This is a genomic window from Burkholderia sp. TSV86, from assembly GCF_001522865.1.
Taxonomy (GTDB): Bacteria; Pseudomonadota; Gammaproteobacteria; order Burkholderiales; family Burkholderiaceae; genus Burkholderia.
Genome location: NZ_LOWB01000069.1, coordinates 67,772 through 85,091 on the forward strand (window position 1 = coordinate 67,772; position 17,320 = coordinate 85,091).

Annotated in this window: 15 protein-coding genes; 7 read left to right on the forward strand and 8 right to left on the reverse strand. The window is 66.0% G+C overall.

What is annotated here, in order from left to right; translation table 11 throughout:
* The first annotated feature begins 395 nt into the window (after window positions 1-395).
* Window positions 396-1,595, forward strand: a complete 1,200-nt coding sequence (locus WS68_RS09615) for a DUF2242 domain-containing protein (protein ID WP_059570570.1) — start codon at window positions 396-398, stop codon at window positions 1,593-1,595.
* Window positions 1,596-1,846: 251 nt separating this feature from the next.
* Here the strand turns inward: WS68_RS09615 and WS68_RS09620 are convergent, their stop codons facing one another.
* Window positions 1,847-2,620: an SDR family oxidoreductase gene (locus WS68_RS09620; RefSeq protein WP_059570571.1), complete on the reverse strand. Its 774-nt coding sequence runs from the start codon at window positions 2,618-2,620 to the stop codon at window positions 1,847-1,849.
* Window positions 2,621-2,764: 144 nt separating this feature from the next.
* On the opposite strand from WS68_RS09620, the gene WS68_RS09625 reads away from it, so the two are divergent.
* Window positions 2,765-3,667, forward strand: coding sequence for a LysR family transcriptional regulator (locus WS68_RS09625; RefSeq protein WP_059570572.1), 903 nt, complete (start codon window positions 2,765-2,767; stop codon window positions 3,665-3,667).
* Window positions 3,668-3,777: 110 nt separating this feature from the next.
* Complete coding sequence (locus tag WS68_RS09630) at window positions 3,778-4,509, forward strand: DUF2239 family protein (protein ID WP_059570573.1); 732 nt, start codon at window positions 3,778-3,780, stop codon at window positions 4,507-4,509.
* A gap of 322 nt (window positions 4,510-4,831) precedes the next feature.
* Here the strand turns inward: WS68_RS09630 and WS68_RS09640 are convergent, their stop codons facing one another.
* The 3 genes from WS68_RS09640 to WS68_RS09660 form a co-directional block, all read right to left on the reverse strand.
* Window positions 4,832-5,089 carry a hypothetical protein gene (locus WS68_RS09640; RefSeq protein WP_059570575.1) on the reverse strand — a complete coding sequence of 86 codons (258 nt, stop codon included), beginning with the start codon at window positions 5,087-5,089 and terminating at the stop codon, window positions 4,832-4,834.
* Window positions 5,086-6,522 (reverse strand): YeiH family protein, encoded by a 1,437-nt coding sequence (locus WS68_RS09645; protein ID WP_059570576.1) that lies wholly within the window; start codon window positions 6,520-6,522, stop codon window positions 5,086-5,088. The genes WS68_RS09640 and WS68_RS09645 overlap by 4 nt, the downstream gene beginning before the upstream one ends.
* Before the next feature lie 788 nt (window positions 6,523-7,310).
* A complete protein-coding gene (locus WS68_RS09660) occupies window positions 7,311-8,042 on the reverse strand; it encodes an SDR family NAD(P)-dependent oxidoreductase (protein ID WP_059570579.1) in 732 nt (243 codons plus the stop codon).
* A 463-nt stretch (window positions 8,043-8,505) separates the two neighbouring features.
* Here WS68_RS09660 and WS68_RS09670 point away from each other — a divergent pair, with 463 nt between their 5' ends.
* Window positions 8,506-9,720, forward strand: coding sequence for an MFS transporter (locus WS68_RS09670; protein ID WP_059570581.1), 1,215 nt, complete (start codon window positions 8,506-8,508; stop codon window positions 9,718-9,720).
* A 130-nt stretch (window positions 9,721-9,850) separates the two neighbouring features.
* Entirely contained in the window at window positions 9,851-10,561 is a 711-nt protein-coding gene (locus WS68_RS09675; protein WP_082709926.1) for a TetR/AcrR family transcriptional regulator, read from the forward strand.
* A 181-nt stretch (window positions 10,562-10,742) separates the two neighbouring features.
* Here the strand turns inward: WS68_RS09675 and WS68_RS09680 are convergent, their stop codons facing one another.
* Window positions 10,743-11,033 (reverse strand): putative quinol monooxygenase, encoded by a 291-nt coding sequence (locus WS68_RS09680; RefSeq protein WP_082709927.1) that lies wholly within the window; start codon window positions 11,031-11,033, stop codon window positions 10,743-10,745.
* A gap of 1,043 nt (window positions 11,034-12,076) precedes the next feature.
* On the opposite strand from WS68_RS09680, the gene WS68_RS09690 reads away from it, so the two are divergent.
* Both WS68_RS09690 and WS68_RS09700 read left to right on the forward strand, forming a co-directional pair.
* Window positions 12,077-14,464 (forward strand): two-partner secretion domain-containing protein, encoded by a 2,388-nt coding sequence (locus WS68_RS09690; protein WP_331457857.1) that lies wholly within the window; start codon window positions 12,077-12,079, stop codon window positions 14,462-14,464.
* Between the two features lie 728 nt (window positions 14,465-15,192).
* A complete protein-coding gene (locus WS68_RS09700) occupies window positions 15,193-15,966 on the forward strand; it encodes an endonuclease/exonuclease/phosphatase family protein (protein ID WP_059570587.1) in 774 nt (257 codons plus the stop codon).
* A gap of 133 nt (window positions 15,967-16,099) precedes the next feature.
* Here WS68_RS09700 and WS68_RS25970 read toward each other — a convergent pair whose 3' ends face one another.
* The 3 genes from WS68_RS25970 to WS68_RS09715 form a co-directional block, all read right to left on the reverse strand.
* Window positions 16,100-16,324 carry a hypothetical protein gene (locus WS68_RS25970; protein WP_082709920.1) on the reverse strand — a complete coding sequence of 75 codons (225 nt, stop codon included), beginning with the start codon at window positions 16,322-16,324 and terminating at the stop codon, window positions 16,100-16,102.
* 270 nt (window positions 16,325-16,594) lie between these two features.
* Entirely contained in the window at window positions 16,595-16,936 is a 342-nt protein-coding gene (locus tag WS68_RS09710; RefSeq protein ID WP_059570589.1) for a DUF1488 domain-containing protein, read from the reverse strand.
* Entirely contained in the window at window positions 16,926-17,117 is a 192-nt protein-coding gene (locus WS68_RS09715) for a hypothetical protein (protein ID WP_059570590.1), read from the reverse strand. Before WS68_RS09715 ends, WS68_RS09710 begins: the two co-directional genes overlap by 11 nt.
* Window positions 17,118-17,320 lie beyond the last annotated feature (203 nt).

Sequence of the window (17,320 nt, forward strand, 5' to 3'; positions counted from 1 at the left end):
ACAAATTACCCGCACCCTGCGGTATTCGCCCGTATTACAGGTAACTTTTTCTAAAGTACGAGGCCTAATTTATTCAACACTTCGAAGCATCAATGATCACATTTATAAGATTTAAATTCCGGAATATTGAAAAATCTCAAGAGATATTCGGCGAATATCTCGCCGAATAATCACCGCGATTAGTGAAATACCGCGGCGCCGGAGTTTTCGGCACCGGCCGCGCCGCCTGCCGTGTAGGGGACGGCGCGACTGTACGGCGGCGCGTCGTGCTGCCCCGCACCAGGAAAAACTATAATGACCGGCTTGCCACGCGATACCCGGCGCCCGGCACGGCGGGCGCCCCTTTGATTGACGCCATGCAGAATCGAATCCGACCGTTCCCCGTTGCGTGCGCCATGGCGACCGCGGCCTTGCTCTGCGCGTGCTCGAGCACGCAGAAACCGCTGTATCAGCAGGAGCAGTTCGACGCGGCCGCCAGTCCGTATGCACGCACGTTCCACGACAAATCGGCCGCGACGTGCGAGGCCGCGCGCCGCGCGCTGCTCAGCCAAGGCTATATGGCGAGCGCGACGCGCCCCGACGCGGTCGACGGGAGCAAGAATTTCCAACCGAGCAACGATTCGCACGTCGTCATCGAATTCCATGTCGTGTGCGCGGACGCCGATGCCGACGGCGCATCGAGCGTCGCCTACGTGAACGCGGTTCAGGATCGCTATTCGCTGAAGAAAACCAACACGTCCGCGAGCGTCGGCTTGAGCGTGTTCGGCTCGCTATCGCTGCCGATCGGCTCGAGCGACGACGCGATGGTCAAGATCGCGAGCGAAACCATTCCAGCCGGTATGTTCTATGAGCGCTTCTTCAATCTGGTCGACCACTTCCTGAAGATCGACCCGACGCGGCGCGACAAGGCCACGGTCGCCGCGGCGCAGAAAGAACGCGTCGCGCCGCTGCCCGAGCCCGCCGCGTCAGCCGATGAAACGCCGATGAAGTTGAACACGCCGAGCCCGCCGCCCGCAGCGGCAAGCTCGAACGAGCCGGCACCGGGCACCGCTGCAAACGCCGCGCCAGCGGCTGCGGCATCCACGCCCGCCGTTGCGCCTGCGCCTGCGGATACCCCCGCGCATCCGCCCGCGCCTGCCTCGACGCTTACCCCGGTGCCCGCGCCGCCGGCGTCCATGCCTGAGTCGCCGCTCGCGCCGATGTCCGCTCCCACTTTCTTCACCCCTGCGTCGAAACCGGCGCCCGACGCGGCATCCATTCCGGCTGCGCCGCGCGTGCCGACGCCACGCTTCGACACGGCGCCGTCGGCTGCGTCTGCGGCTGCGCCGACGCAGTCCCCCGCGCCTGCGTCGCCGGCGTCCGGCCCTTCGTCGCAAGCGCTGCCGTCGGCTGACGTCACCGTGTCGGCGCCGGCCAGCTCGCCTGGACCGATTTCGCTGCCCCCGGCACAGCAATCCGCCGCAAGCGCGGCGGTCTCCCCGGTCTCTCCGGTCTCGTCAGCCGCCAATGCGGCAGTGCCGTTGCCGGCCACACGGCCGCAAGCGGATACGGCAAGCGACACCGCAGACCGGCCGGCTGCCGGCGACGGACATTGACCGCCCGCTCCAGCCTTTCTCCGTCGCGCCACCCACCGCACGCCACGCGCCCCGCTCCGCCTGCCGCGCCGCCACTGCCGCTCGCGTGAAAACAAAAAAACGCGCCTGGAATGATCGTCACCGATCACTCCAGGCGCGTCACTGGATCACAACCGGCGAATACCGCGGCAAGCCGCCCGCGATGATTTTGCACTGACGATTGACGAATAGCGCCTGTACGCGGCCGCGTATCCCACCGCTGATTCGATCGCTTATTTGGTCGTATATCCGCCGTTGATCAAAATCGTCTGCCCGGTCACCCACCAGCCATCGCTGACGAGATGCCGGATGAACGGCACGACGTCCTCGATATCGGTCAGCCCGGTCTTCGAAAACGGCGACAGCGCCGCGGCCGTCTTATGATAAGCGACTGCATCGTCGCCTTCGGCCGGATAGAAGAACGGCGTATCCATCGGCCCCGGCCCGACTGCCGTCACCGAGATTCCGCGCGCGCCCAGTTCCTTCGCCGCGGCGCGCGTGAAGTGCTCGACCGGCGCCTTCATCCCCGCATACGCCGCGTAGAACGGCGTGAACGCGCCAAGCAGCGACGTCACCAGCGTCAAGATCTTGCCGTTGTCGTTCACATGCTTGCCCGCCTCCTTCAGGAAGAAAAACGCGGCCTTCGAATTGACCGCCGACATCTCGTCGTATTCCGCCTCGCTGATCTGCGCCATCGGCTTCTTCAACACCTTGCCCACCGTGTTGATCGCGATATCCGGACGGCCAAACGCGGCCACCGCATCGGCAAACAGCTTTTCGACCGCGCCGGCCGTCGTCAGGTCCGCCTGCAGCGCCACGGCCTGCGCGCCCTTCGCCTTCACGTCGGCCACGGTTTTTTCAGCGTCCGCCTTCGAGCTTGCGCTGTTGTAGTGAACCACGACCGCTTTCGCGCCATGCGCGGCAAGATCGCGTGCGATCAGTCCGCCCAGATTCTTCGCGCCGCCCGCGATCACGACAGTCTTGCCCTGGATGCTGTGGTCAGCCATGTAGGCCCTCCCTTTTGTTGAACAGAAGCGGCCCGATGCCGCCTCTCGCGTCTTCGGATGATATATTCCAGAAAATCTTTATAAAGCCATCTTCTCTGACATCAGTCGTCAGAATCTCTGGACAATCACGTCACGCCCGAGGTCATGGACCGGATCGATCTGTTTCGCGTTTTCGCGCGCGTCGTCGAATGCGCGAACTTCACGCGCGCCGCCGATACGCTCGGCCTGCCCCGCTCGTCGGTATCGGCCGCCGTGCAGGAACTCGAAGGCCGGGTCGGCGCGCGCCTGCTCAACCGGACCACGCGCAGGGTCACCGTGACGCAGGACGGCGCGGCGCTCTACGAACGCTGCCTGCGCCTGATCGCCGACGTCGAGGAAGCCGAGAACCTGTTTCGCCATACGAGCATCGGGCCGAGCGGCACGCTGCGCGTGGACATGCCGGGCCGCATCGGCCGCCTGATCGTCGCGCCGGCGCTGCCCGCCTTCCTCGACCGGTATCCGCAGATCAACATCGATCTCGGCGTCACCGACCGCGCGGTGAACCTGATCGAGGAGCGCGTCGACTGCGTGCTGCGAGTCGGCACGCTGAGCGATTCCGGGCTGATCGCACGCACCATCGGCAATTTGCCGCTGATCAACGTCGCGAGCCCCGCGTATCTCGCGCGCCACGGCATACCCGCCACGCCCGCCGATCTCGAGCATCATCAGCCGATCAACTACGCATCGCCATCCAACGGGCGGATCGCCCCGTGGGAATGGGTCGAGCACAACGAAGTCAAGCGCCTGTCGCGGCGCGGGCGTGTCACCGTCAACAGCGCGGAGGCGTATATCGCGTGCTGCGTCGCGGGACTCGGGCTGATCCAGGTTCCCGCATACGATGTGGCCGCGCATTTGCGCGCGGGCGAACTGGTCGAGGTGATGCCGAGCTATCGCGCCGCGCCAATGCCGGTGGCGCTGCTGTATCCGCACCGGCAGCATCTGTCGCGGCGCTTCCAGGTGTTTTCGGAATGGCTCGACGCATTGCTGCGCGAACAGGTGCTGCTGTAGCTCTGGCGGGCATCCACCGCATGGCCGCACAATTATTACCCGGATATTATTGACACTCTATTTATATCCGGGTATAAATTCGTGTTTTCCCGCCATTCAACATCCATGCGATGACACATCTGCCCCTTCCTTCTCACACAGCCTTCGACGGCCATCGGCAGCTTGCATCGGGCTCGCTGCAAATCGTCGCGCTGGCAGTCAAGCGCGCGGCCGAAAACCCGTCGGCCGGCCCGATCCTGATCTTCGACAATGCGACCGGCCGCTCGATCGACATCGACACCCGAGGCTCGGACCACGAAATTGCCGCGCGCTTTGCCAGCGCGCAGGCCGACGCATCCCGCGCCGGCAACGGTGCGGACCAGGCGTCCAATACGTCCGATACGTCTGATACGCCCGACATGCACGGGGACGGCGCGGGCGCGGCGCAGGGCTCGAACACCGGCGGCACCATGCACCGCCCCGCCGCCGAGCCGCGCGGGCGCGGCCGGCCGAAGCTCGGCGTGATCGCGCGCGAGGTCACGCTGCTGCCGCGCCATTGGGAATGGCTGTCGACCCAGCCCGGCGGCGCGTCGGTCGCGTTGCGAAAGCTCGTCGACGAAGCGCGGCGCACCCATGCGCGGCAGGATCGGAACCGCCAAGCCCAGGAGCGCGCCTATCACTTCATGTCGGCCATCGCGGGCGATTTGCCCGGCTTCGAGGAGGCGGCGCGCGCGCTCTTCGCGAGCGATCCGGACCGCCTGCACGCATCGATCGCCGCATGGCCCGACGATGTGCGCAGCCATACGATCGCGCTCGCATACGACCATGAGCCCACGAGCGACGCGTCGCGTCACGGCACTTGATCGGCATGCCGAATCATTGCCGGCGCGCATCGCTTCGCATGCGGTGCGCCCGCGCCCGCCCACCGGCGGGATCGGCGTCGCCTGAGCTACACGCGACGGGTGCGATGGCGTGCAAGTTCGGCGGCATGCCGGGACACAACGGCACGATCCGCCGCGCGGCCGCTTCGAACGCAGCGGCGTGCCGCCTGGCCGCACCGAGGCCGCGATGCCGTCGATCTGGCTTGGCGGTGGCCGCGCGGCGGGTGCGGGTTACTCGGTTACCGGTCGCGCCTGCCGCCTGCGCCGACAACTCGTGATCGGCTGATCGTATTCGCCGGCTGCATCAGCGCCCGTCGCCCAAGCCGTCGGATTCGATGGAACTGAACGCCCGGCAACCGTCGCCGGGCGATACGATGCGCTCGCATCGTCTGCATAGCCGGCTCTCGGCCACGCTCGCTCCATAAGCCGAGCCAAGCGCGCTCAGCCCGGCGATCGCCGCTTCAAGGCTGCCGCGCGCCGCGTCCCAATACCGGCATTGCTCGCAGCGGCCCGGCGGATCGCCGCCAGCGGCGTGCGCGCGCGACAATGACATCGCGTTCATTGCCCAAGGCTCGCCCAGTAGCCGCCGAACACATAGACCGACAGCACATAGCCGACGATCACGTTGACCGCCACGCCAGCGGTGAACGCGGCAAACGGCCTCGCACCGGTTGCCGACAACGCTTTGAGCCGCGTCGTCAGGCCGATCGAGAAAAAGCAGAAAATAAACGCCCAGGTGCGCAATATGGTGATCGGCGCAACAAGCTCCGGCGTGACGATCTTTCGGTAATCCGTGAGCGTGTAATGGCTCGCGACCCACGTGACGAACGCCGACGCCACAACAAAACCGATCACGAACTTCGGAAAGCGCGCCCAGATCTCGCTTGCGCGCGGCTGCGCGCGCACGCCGTCCACGCTCTCCCAGCGCGTCGTCGCGACGATCGCGAGCACGAATGCCCAAATGCCGATCCAGATATCGCGGCCGACCACCTTCATCAACGTGAACGCCTGCAACGCCGCCTCCGGCGCACCGGCGATCGCGCCCGCGCCGTGCTTGGCGAAATCGCCATAAGCCTGCGCGGCGGCAAGTCCCGCGGCATCGGCGAACTCCGACGTGCCGATCCATGCGCCCGCGATGCCGGTCGGCAGGCCGAGCGCGCGCGACGCGAACGGCAGCGCGAAAATCATCACGATCGCCCACAGAATCACGAGCGTGATCGAGATCGCCGCGTCCTCGCGCTTCGCGCGCACCGCGCCCGCAATCGCAATCGACGCCGACACGCCGCACACCGCGCCGCCCGCGCCGAGCACCGCGGCAAAGCGTTTGTCGAGTCCGAGCGCCCCCGCCGCCGCGAAGATCGTGAAGAATGTGACGAGCGACACGAGGCTCGCCTGCACGACGGCGATCGGGCCGGCCCAGACGAGCAGCGTGAAAGGCAGCGTCGCGCCGAGCAGCACGATGCCGACCTTGATATAGAACTCGACGCGCAGCCCGGCGCGGAACCACTCGGGCAACGCAAACGCGTTCGACAACACGAGCCCCAGCGCTAGCGCGACCAGCGGCGGCTCGAGGTTGTACTTCGCGGCGTCGGACCACGCGCCGAGCGCATAGATCAACGCCGATGCAACGAACACGATCGCGAACGACGGCACGAAATGCGCAAGCTTCTGGCCAAGCGCCGCGACGCTGATCGAAAACAGCACGCCGAACACCACGAACAACGCGGCATAGCGCGTCAGATGCGTGCCGAGATCGCGCGCGGCTTGGCCGATGTCCGACCATTTCGCCGGCGCAACCGCCCAGCCCTTGATGCTGCCGCCGAACGCGAACAGCAAATACGCAGCCAGCACCAGGCCGAGCCCAATCCAGATCGACCACCAGTCTTCATTCGAAATCAGCGCACGCCACCCGCCGGGCCGCGCCGGACGATGGCCGCCGGCGCCGCGTTTGCCCAGCGCGCCCGCAGGTGTCGTACCCCGTTGTGATCCGCTCATGAACCCTCCTCGTTGCGAAGCCATCCCGAACGCCTGCCGTCGAGCGCGCGGCGGCGGCCACGGCGGTTTTCATTATTGGCAACGGCTTCGCAAATGGAAAGGACGCTTTCGACTACGCATATCACGTGCGTCGCGCAAAGTTCGTGCCACGCCGCCGCGAGCATCGGCGCGACGCCCGCCGGCCGGACCTCGCGCGTGCGCGCGGCGAGCCGTGCGGGCAAACCGGACGGCCCCGATCGTTTCGCCCGCCGTCGCGTTATTTCGCACTGCCCGTGCACTCAGCTCGCGGCGAGCCGCCCGGCCAACATTGATTCGATATCCGAAGCAAACGGCCTCGCCGCCTCCTGTTTCGCGCGCGGCAAGCGCGATCTGCACGCTGCATCGATGCAGGTGACACAGCGGCGCGAACGCTGTATCCGGCGCGCGGCGCGCCGGTATCGCGCTGCGTGCCGTCGATGCCGAACTGCTCCAGCACGCCGGCCGCATAGGCGCACGGGCGCGGCGCTCTGGCCCCCATCAAGATAGAGACTCGATACGAAACCGCATGCCGGAGCAGACAGGCGTGGTTTCGCTGAACAGAATGCGCAGGTTGGGATCCGCGCCGTCGCGCGCACCGGTGATCGCTTGAACGACGTCTCATGCATCGCCTCATCCAGACGCCGGTAAAGGCCGGCATGCGCGGCCGGCGCGAAAAGCCAATCGGGTACGCGGGTCATGCCGCACCGAATACCGGCAAAAACACAGCGCCGGTCAATCCGCGCGGCTTCGCCCGCCGGGCCGCCGCGGCGCTAGCTCATATACCAGCCACCGTTCGCGTTGAAAGTCTGCCCTGTGATGTAACCGTTTCCCGCCAGCAGCACGGCGATATCGGCCACTTCGTTCGGCTTGCCGAAACGGCCGACGGGAATCAGTTCCTTCCTGACATTCGGATTGCCCGCGAGCATTCCGGTATCGATCAACGCCGGCGCGATGGTGTTGACCGTCACGCCCGTCTTGGCCAGCGCCGACGCGTAACCGTGCGCAAGGCCGATCAAGCCCGCTTTCGATGCGGCGTAATGCGGCCCGACCACGCCGCCCAACTGCGCCGCGACCGACGAGAGCATGATGACGCGCCCCCACTGCCGCGCCGCCATGCCCGGCACCAACGCCTTGGTCACGAGAAACGCCGACGAGAGGTTCGTCGCGATGACGTTGTTCCAATCGTCGATCGTCAGATCCTGCCACGGCTTCGGCAGCGTGATACCGGCATTGTTCACCACGACGTCGACCTGCCCGAACGCGGCATGCGTCTGCTCGATCATGCCGGCGATGCTCGATTCACGTGAGACGTCCACCTGCACCGCCTGCGCCTGGCCACCCAGTGCCTCGATCATGCCCACGACCTTGTCGGCCGATGCCTTGTCGCGCATATAGGTGAGCGCGACCTTCATGCCTTGCGCGCCGTATGCGAGCGCAATCGCGCGGCCGATGCCCTTGCTGCCGCCCGTGACGAGCGCCACTTTTCCGTTCAACCGTTCCATTTCTCCGCTCTCCGATAGGGTTAGGTCAGGCCCGCGCCGCCCATGCGGGCCTCATGCCGGCATTCGTCCCGGCGACACATGGTCCGCGTCGTGAAAATCGAACGGCGGCGATGCGAAATTCTCTTCAGGCCTCGCAACGCGGCGCGTTCTCGCAATGACGGCAACGCGCTCGGACGCGCCCGCACGCTGCGCACGGAGAAGACGTCCTGGCGCACCTGCGCACGAGGCCGGCCGGGCGCTTGTTTGCCGCTTGTTTGCCATCGCGCGGACGATGTGAACATGCATATGCATGTTCACATCGTCCGCGCGGCAGGCCCGATGGATCATATCGTAGATTGCACTGCACAGTGCAGTATAAAATTATCCGGGCACCCATACCGCCGAACCCCACGTCGAACCGCGCGCATCGCCGCCATGCCCGGCGGCCCACCGGTTCGATCGGCCTTCACATTCAGGAAACGTCATGCCAGAAAACCGGCCGTCCAGCGCCTCCCCCGCGGCCATTCCCACGATGGCCGCCGCTTGCGCGATCACCGTCGCCAACGTGTACCTCTGTCAGCCGCTGCTCTCGGCGATGGCGGACAGCTTTCACACCACGCCATCAGCCGCCGCCAGAGTCGCGTCCGCCGCGCAGATCGGCTATGCGCTCGGCATCCTGCTCGTCGTCCCAAGCGCCGACCGGGCGGACCCGAAGCAGCTCGTGCGCGGCTTGCTCGCGCTCACCGCGCTTGCGCTCGCGCTCGCCGCCGTCAGCCCATCGATGCAATGGCTCACGCTGATGTCGCTGCTGGTGACAATGGCAACCGTCGTGCCACAAGTGTTGATTCCCGTAGCAGTGTCGCTCGCGCCGCCGGGTCAATCCGGCCGGGTCGTCGGGACGATGCAGAGCGGGCTGATTGCCGGCATCCTGCTGTCGCGCACCGCATCGGGCGCGATCGGGCAATTGACCGGCTCGTGGCGCGCGCCCTATGCGGTGGCCGCCGTGCTGACCGGCGCGCTGCTATTCATCCTGCCTCGCTTCGTGCCGAGCCGCGCGCACGCCGCGCCAAGCGCACCGAAGGCCTACGCCGCGCTGCTCGGTTCGCTGCCGCGGCTTTTGTTGACTTGGCGCGATCTGCGTTTTTCAGCGTGCATCGGCGCGGCGATGTTCGGCGCGTTCTCCGCATTCTGGGCAACGCTCGCATTTCACGTCGCCCAACCGCCGTTCGGTCTGGGTCCGGCGCAGGCCGGCCTGTTCGGCGTGTGGGGAGCCGCCGGCGCGCTCCTCGCGCCTCGCTGCGGCCGCCTGTCGGACCGTTTCGGCCCGACCTTCGTCAACGGCCTGTCGATATGCGCGGCCACGCTGGCGTTCATCGTCTTCCTCATCGCCGGCGACACCTCCGCGCTGGCGCTCGTGGCCGGTGTGAATTTGCTCGACTTCGGCAATCAGGCTGGACAGATCGCCAATCAGGCACGCATTTTCCGGCTCGATCCAGCCGCGCGGGCGCGGCTGAACACCGTCTATATGGTATCGACATTCGCGGGCGGCGCGCTTGGCACCGCGCTCGGCACCGCCGCGTGGAGCACCCACGGATGGCGCGGCGTATGCATGACGGGATTTGCGCTGCTCGGCGTCGCAGGCGGTTTGTTGTTGAGCCGATCGCTGATCCGGCGCCGCGCACCGGCGAGCGCGAATTGACAGGATACCGCGACGCAAACGGCCGCGAAAACGAACACGAAAACGGCCGCATGCGGCCGCGTGCCGCCGCGTGGGACGCACGATTGCGTACAATCGGACGCTGAGTATTTTCCGGGATACGCCGATCATCGTGGCAAAGACAGCCCATACCCCCACAGCTCGAAAAAAACCCCGTCCCGCCGCGGCGCGCGCGCGCTCCCGCGCACGGGACGATCTCACGCAACAAAACGCGGCGACGCCGTCCAAACGCGATCAGATTCTCGACGCGGCAACCCGCGTGTTCCTGCAATACGGATACGAAGGCACCAGCATGGATCGCGTCGCGGCCGAATCCGGCGCGGCCCGGCGCACGCTGTACAACCAGTTCGAAAGCAAGGAAGCGCTGTTCGAAGCGATAATCACCAGAATCTGGGCGAGCTTTCCCGTCTTCGACATCACCCGCGACGAGGAATCGCTTCATGATCCGCGGCTGGGGCTCACACGGCTCGGTCATGCGGTCTCCGAATTCTGGATTCCGCCGTCGGCCGTCGCGTTTCTGCGGATGGTGATCGCGGAAGGCCCGCGATTTCCGGGCTTGACGAACACGTTCTTCGAAAAAGGCAAGGCGCCCGCGATGGGCGCCGTGGTCGATTACATCGGCGCATTGGCCAAGCGCGGGCTGATTGCGGTCAAGAACCCGAAACTCGCCGCGAGACAATTTCTCGGGCTCATCGACGAGCCGCTGCTGTGGGTGCGCGTCGTCGGCCTGGAGGAAACCTATACCCGGCAGGAACGCGATCTCGTGGTCCAAAACGCCGTCGACATGTTTCTCGGCTTCTATCTGGTCAAACGGCCCGCCTAACGTTCTTTTCGCCGGTTGCGTGCGAACGGCGAAAAGAACGGCAGCACGCCCATGATTCGGCAAGTGCCGCATGCATCCGCGTCCAAGCCATGCCAACCGCACGGCTGCGTTGCGCGTATCGGCTCGAAAGCCGGGGAGCGCCACCGCAGGCCCGGCCGCGCGGCGCAGTCATGCGGCTCAGTCACGCAAGCTCGTCCCACAATTCGAAGTTCAAAGCCACATCGTTGGCCTGCACCCATGCGACGAACGAGCGCGTGTGCGCATATTCGAGGTGCGCATCGAATGCCGTGCGATTCTGAAATTTCTCGTACACCACAAACCGATTGGCGATCTGCGCATGCCGATGCGCGGTAAAGTCCAAGCAGCCCGGCTCCGCGCGGGTGGCCGGCACCAGTTCGCACAATCGCTCGAACAGCGCCGTTTCCTTGCCGATCGGCGCACTCAAAAATGCAACGACAGTAACTGACTTCATAACCGACTCCTCGAGCACCGCGCCTCACGCAACGGGCGCAATAAATGGGAAAGACCCGGGGCGCCCGCGAACACGCAAATCGCATTCGCCAACGCGCACGGTCTTGTATGCGTGCATTGCACTGCACAGTGCAATGCACGCGAGTTTATGCATCAGACATCGCGCCGTCAATAAGGCTTCGCGCCATTTTCAGTACTCGCACGCGCCGTGCCGCCTGCAACGCGCACGCCCGTCACCGCGCTCGGTCAAGCAAGCCGCTGCGAATATCGCACGGCACGCGCGGGCATCCCCCCTCTTCTCTTTCAACAATCACGCATGGAGGACAACGCAATACGAGGCGCCGCGCTATCGCCCGGCCGGCGCGCAGAACGCGTGAAGCAACGGGTCCCAACAAGCCCCACGGCAACGAAAAACACCGCGCGGCTCGATGCCATTGCAGCATCCGGTTTTTGCGAAACCCTCTGTTTGAATTTCGCTAACGCAAACCGGCGGTAATGCGTATAACCCCGCTTGCGTCGCCAGATGCCATGTGAAATAGGAAATGAAAAAGCGGGCATCGCATGAATGCTTGCCACCTTTCATCGCGTCAAAGCGCAATATAAACACCGCCTCGGGTAATAATCGATCGACTTCGTGCCAATTGGCGAATCGCCGGTTACCGACGCTGATGAATCAATGAGCGCCATAATTATTCGATTTAAATCGCCAAATGATGCAAGACAGAACGGCGGTGCAATACATCATCAAAGTGTGAGCATTCGCACATTCGTCACGGGTACGACTCATTACGCTGCATAGCGCAGTAAGCGTTCGCGTGAAATTGCCGCAGAGAATCAGACTTCAGTTTCGGGGAAATCCGGCATTGTCCTGCGCTCCGATTCCGCGAGCACTTCACGATGAGCCTGTATTTCCATCTGACTGAAGCAAGAAGTCAGACCTTCCGTACTTCTCGTCTTCTCTTTTGCTCACGCATCCCATTCGCACATCCTGACTATTCCGGGGGGGAAGTCATGTCGTTTTGCATATCGCCGTCGCGCGTGCCTGTGCCTAAAACCCTTTCAATGCTGGTTGCGCTCGCGTGCTCGCTCACCTACACCGGTAACGCGCGCGCTCAATCTGCGCTGCCTGCCGGCGGCGCGTTCGTGTCGGGCGCCGGCGCGATCTTCGGCGGCGGCACGTCGCTGACGATCAATCAAAGGTCGGCGCGCGGCGTGATCGATTGGCGTAGCTTCTCGATCGGCAGCGGCCGCAGCGTGACGATCAACAACGGTGCCGGCGCAACGCTCAACCGCGTGACGGGCGGCGATCCGTCGGTGATCCTCGGCTCGCTCAAGGCAACCGGCAGCGTTTATCTGCTGAACCCGCAGGGCGTACTGATCGGGCCGGGCGGCGTGGTGTCGACGGGCGGACGCTTTGTCGCCTCGGCGCTGAACATCGACAAGGATGCGTTCATGCAGGGCGCGCCGCTGACGCTGTCCGGCGGCGGCAACGGCGCGATCGTCAACCTCGGGCAAATCAGCTCGACGGGCGGCGACGTGTTGCTGGTGTCGCGCACACAGGTGTCAAACCAAGGCAGCATCCGTGCGCCAAAGGGCACGGCCGAACTGGCCGCGGGCCAGCAGGTGTTGTTGCAGGATTCGGCGACGGGGCCGCAGGTGTTCGTGCAAGCGGGCAGCCGCGGCAGCGTGCTGAACGCGGGGACGATCCGCGCCGCGCAAGCGAACCTGCAAGCAGCGGACGGCAACATCTACGCGCTAGCGGGCAACAACGCGGCGATTCGCGCGACCGGCACGGCAATACGTGACGGCCACGTGTGGCTGGTCGCGGATCAAGGCAGCGTACAGGCGCACGGCGCGATCTCGGCGGCCAACGCGAACGGCACGGGCGCCGTGGTGGAAACGCGCGGTCAATCGCTGGATGTTTCAGGAGCAACGGTGCAGGCGGGGCTGTGGAAACTCGCTGCGCCGGCGTTCACGCTGGACGGCGCGAACGCGAGCACGGTCGCGGGCAATTTGAGCGCGGGCACGCCGGTGACGGTCGAGGCGACAGGGGCGAACGGGGCGAGCGGAGATCTGACGGTCGGCTCGAACGTGCGGTGGAACGGCAATGCGCCGCTCACGCTCAGTGCCGCGCATAGCGTGGCGATCGCGCCGAACGCGATCATCGGCAACACGGGCGGCGCGAACCTGACGTTGCGCGCGGATGCGGGCGGCGTGAACAACGGCGGCAGCGTGGCGAACGGCGGCACGATCGATTGGTCGTCGAGCGCGGGGCTGGTCAATGTGTTCTACGACATGAACGGCCAGTACAGCGCCGGGACGATTCTGACCAACAGCGGCTGGAGCGCGGCGCCGTTCAGCGGGCTCGTGACGCAGGCGACGGCATACAAACTGGTCAACACGCTGACGGATCTGCAGAACGTATCGCACGATCTGACGGCGAATTACGCGCTCGGCCATGACATCGACGCATCGTCGACATCGGGCGCGACGGCATTCCAGCCGGTCGGCGCGGGCCCCGATGCGCCGTTCGCCGGGCAGTTCGACGGCTTTGGGCACCTGATCAATCACCTGACGGTCAATGCGCCGGCCGGCGCAACGCAGGATACCTACGTCGGCCTATTCGGCCTGGTCGGCGCGACGGGGGTGATACGCAACGTGGTGCTGACGGACGAAACCGTGAGCGGCGCGCACGGCACGCTCGGCGCGATCGCCGGCCGCAACGACGGGCTGATCGCAAATGCGTCGATCGCAGGCTACAACAGCCGAATCGGCCCGATCACGCAAGATCCGGCAACCGGCGGCTGGACGACGGCGGAATTCGCCGGCGGACTGGTGGGCGTCAATAACGGCACGATCAATCGCTCGTCGACGTATCAAACCGCTGTTTCGGCCTATCAGATAGCCGGCGGATTGGCGGCCGTCAACAACGGCACGATCCGTCAATCGGCCGCCTGGTCTACTTCGACCGGCTCGCTGCCGCCCTGTTGCGGCGCCGGGCTCGTCGGCATCAACAACGGCCTGATCGCCCAATCGTATGCGACGGGCTCGGCCCCCTCGGGCGCGGGCCTCGTCTTCCAGAACAATGCAAGCGGCGTGATCGAACAATCGTATGCGAATGTGCAGGTCGCAGGCAGGGGCGCCAGCCTGGGCGGCAATGTCGCGTATGGCAACACCGGCGTGATCGCCAATAACGTGTACTGGAATGCGCAAATGTCGGGAATGACCTATGGGATGCCCGCGGTCACGTCAGGCTCCGGTACGCAACCGCCGCTCGCGAACGGGTTGAACAACGCGCAGATGGCCCAGTCGTCGAATTTCGCCTCTTGGGATTTCGGCCCGAACGGAACCTGGGCAATGCCGGCGGGCGCGACATCGCCCGTGCTGGCGTGGCAGATCAACTCGCAAGCGTGGAAAACCGGCTCGCAATGACGTGAACCTGTCCGGCCGCATACGGTTGGCGTGATGCGTGGGCGGCGTGCGGCGCTGATGTTTTCGAATGCAGCGCCGCGATGCTTGATGCGTTTGCATGAGCGCTCGCGCCGGATGCCGGATCGGCGCACGCGCGATGTATCGTCGCCGGCCGGAGAGTCGCAATCGCAATCGCAGTCGCTGGAGCGTGGCACCTCGCGCTCGACGCGCGCCGTGCGCCTACCTTTCGCACGTTGTCGCGCGATGCGCGGCGATGGCGCGTCGCGTCGCGCAAGCTGCACCGCTCTCGCCGCCGCGATATGTGCCGTGCCACGTGCCGCGCACATGCGTCCGATCGAGGTTGCACGATGTCCTCCTGCGCGTATCTGCCAATGACGATGTAAAAAGTGCTTGGCATGAATCCGCTGCGCGTCCGCATTTGCATCCGCTATTGCCCTCCTGCATCCGCGCCTCGCACGCCCTCCTCCTTTTATCTCCGCGCATCCGCGCCCGCCTCTACACCCACACCTACACCCGCACCCAAAGTCCCTTCACTCACGACACCCCGCCCCGGCCGGCCCGGCACGCGGCTTGCGCCGCCGTGGTTCCCGGCTCGTCGGCTGAGCCGTCACTGATTACCCGCGCGAAACCCATCACATGTGCGCCATGATCAAACATCTCGGGCGCTTCGTGCCCGCCCTGCTGCCCGGCCCACCGGCATTGCTCGCGAGCGCGCCCGGACGACGACAATGACGACGAGCCGGCATGCGCCGCCGCCCGAAGTCGTCATGGCCGACGAGCCGCCCGACGAGCGCGGGCTGCGAATCGCCAGCTATAACGTGCACGGCGGCCGCCGCGTCTGGTCGGCGCGGGCGGTCGAGCGCATCGTAGCGGTGATCGGCGAACTCGATGCGGACGTCGTCGCGTTGCAGGAGGTGCCGCTCGGCGGCACGCACACGCCCGACGTGCTCGCACCGCTGCGCGCGGCATCGGGCATGCACATGGCGGTGGGTGCAACGATCGACACGCCCGAGCGCCGCGAAGGCAACGCGGTGCTGTCGCGCTGGCCGATCCGCGCGGCGCGCGCGCTGGATTTGTCGCTCCGCCGGCGCGAGCGGCGCGGCGCGCTCGACGTCGACATCGACTGCCGCGCGGGCTGCATTCGCGTGGTCACGGCCCACCTTGGGCCGTGCGTGGTCGAGCGCAGCGCGCAGGTGCGGCGGCTGCTCGCGGCATTCGATACCGGCACGGCGCCGGTGATCCTGCTGGGCGACATCAACGAACGGTGCGTGCACGGCTACGCGCTGCAAGCGCTTGTCACGCGGTTCCGGCGCGCCCCAGCGCCGCGCACGTTTCCTACGCTGTGCCCGGCGTTGTCGCCAGAGCGGATCTGGGTTCATCCCGGCGAACTGCTGATCGACGCGCTCGTGCATCGCAGCGCCCGCGCGCGGCACGCGTCGAACCACTATCCGCTCGTCGCTCGGATACGAACGGCGTTCGAGCCGGGCGCGCAGCGATCGTGACGTAATGTGGTGCCAGTTCGTCGGCTGGCGAAGCGGCATGTCCGGTGCATACCGCGACGCCGGCTTCGCACGGCGCTATCGCGCAGGTGCGCGCGCGAATGCGCGCGTCGACCGCGCTCATACGGTGCTGCGCTCATACGTCGCTGTCGCGGAGCCGGCCATCGCCGTCGCCTTGCATGCATTGCAGGATCGACAGGCCGTCGTCCGTGAGCGCGGGCCGTCTCTCGCCCGCCGCGTCGCATCGCATCACGATGAGGCGCCGTTCGAACAGCGCGACGACATCGTCACGATCGAGCTGGATCTGTTCCGGCGCGCGATGGATCAGGAACAGCGCGGCAAATTCATGAGCGCTCAGCATATTCGTCTCCCCGTTGAAGGCTTGGCGCAATGCAAGGGCCGCACGAATGCATCCGGCGCGGCACGCGCAAACGAAAACACGGCGTGCACGGAACATGCCAAAGCATGCGCCGCCGCTGCCGAGCGCACTGGCGGCGCACGGCGCGGGCCGACGGTGCGCCGTGCGCCCGCTTGATCGTGCGCCCGTTTTGTTTGGAAAGTTTTCAATCGCGTGTAAAGTCGGATGCAGCCCTCGAACGGATGATGCGGCAACGGCATGGCGCGCGAGCGGTCATCGCCGAGTCGGCTCGACGGCGCGCGCCTTCGCGAGCGCGGCCACCGCACGGTCCCGGCTGCGGAAATAGCCGCTGTGCAGCACCACGCCGCCGTTGCCATGCGCCAGCACGTCCGCGCAGGCGGCCCGGATGCGCTCGCGGCCGCGTTCGAACGCGGCGCGCAGATCGCCTTCCAGCGCGCCACGCGCACCGAAATGATCTTCGAGCGCCTCGGCCGTGATCGCGCAGTGCACGCGTTGGCCGTCGATATCGACCCAAAAGCGCAACAGCAACGCGGCGCCATCGAATTCGGGCGGCCCGTCCATCAAGCGCACGCGCGCAACGGATTCAGCCGGCATCGGTCGGTGCCTCCTGTACGTCAGCGCGGTTGGCCAGCGCGCTGACGAACGCGCCGAGCGCGTGCGGCGCGCGGCGCACGCTCAAACCGCCGCGCGCGGCCTGAGCGCCGCTGCCCGTTTGCCGCGCGCCGCCGCGTACAACGCGCATCACCATGACGCCATACGCCGATTGATCGCTCATCACCTTCTCCTGATTCCTGATGCATCGCGGCACAGGACACGCCGCCATCGTCGCGCGACCTATCCAGCGCCCCGCCGAAACAGCACGCGTGGCGCTGCCCGAACTCAGGCGGCCGGCGCGGCTTGGCGCCTACGGCAACCACGCCGGGCCGCGCGGCGCCTGTAAAGATTTCAACGGCATGTAAGCGCGCGCCGCTCACGCTG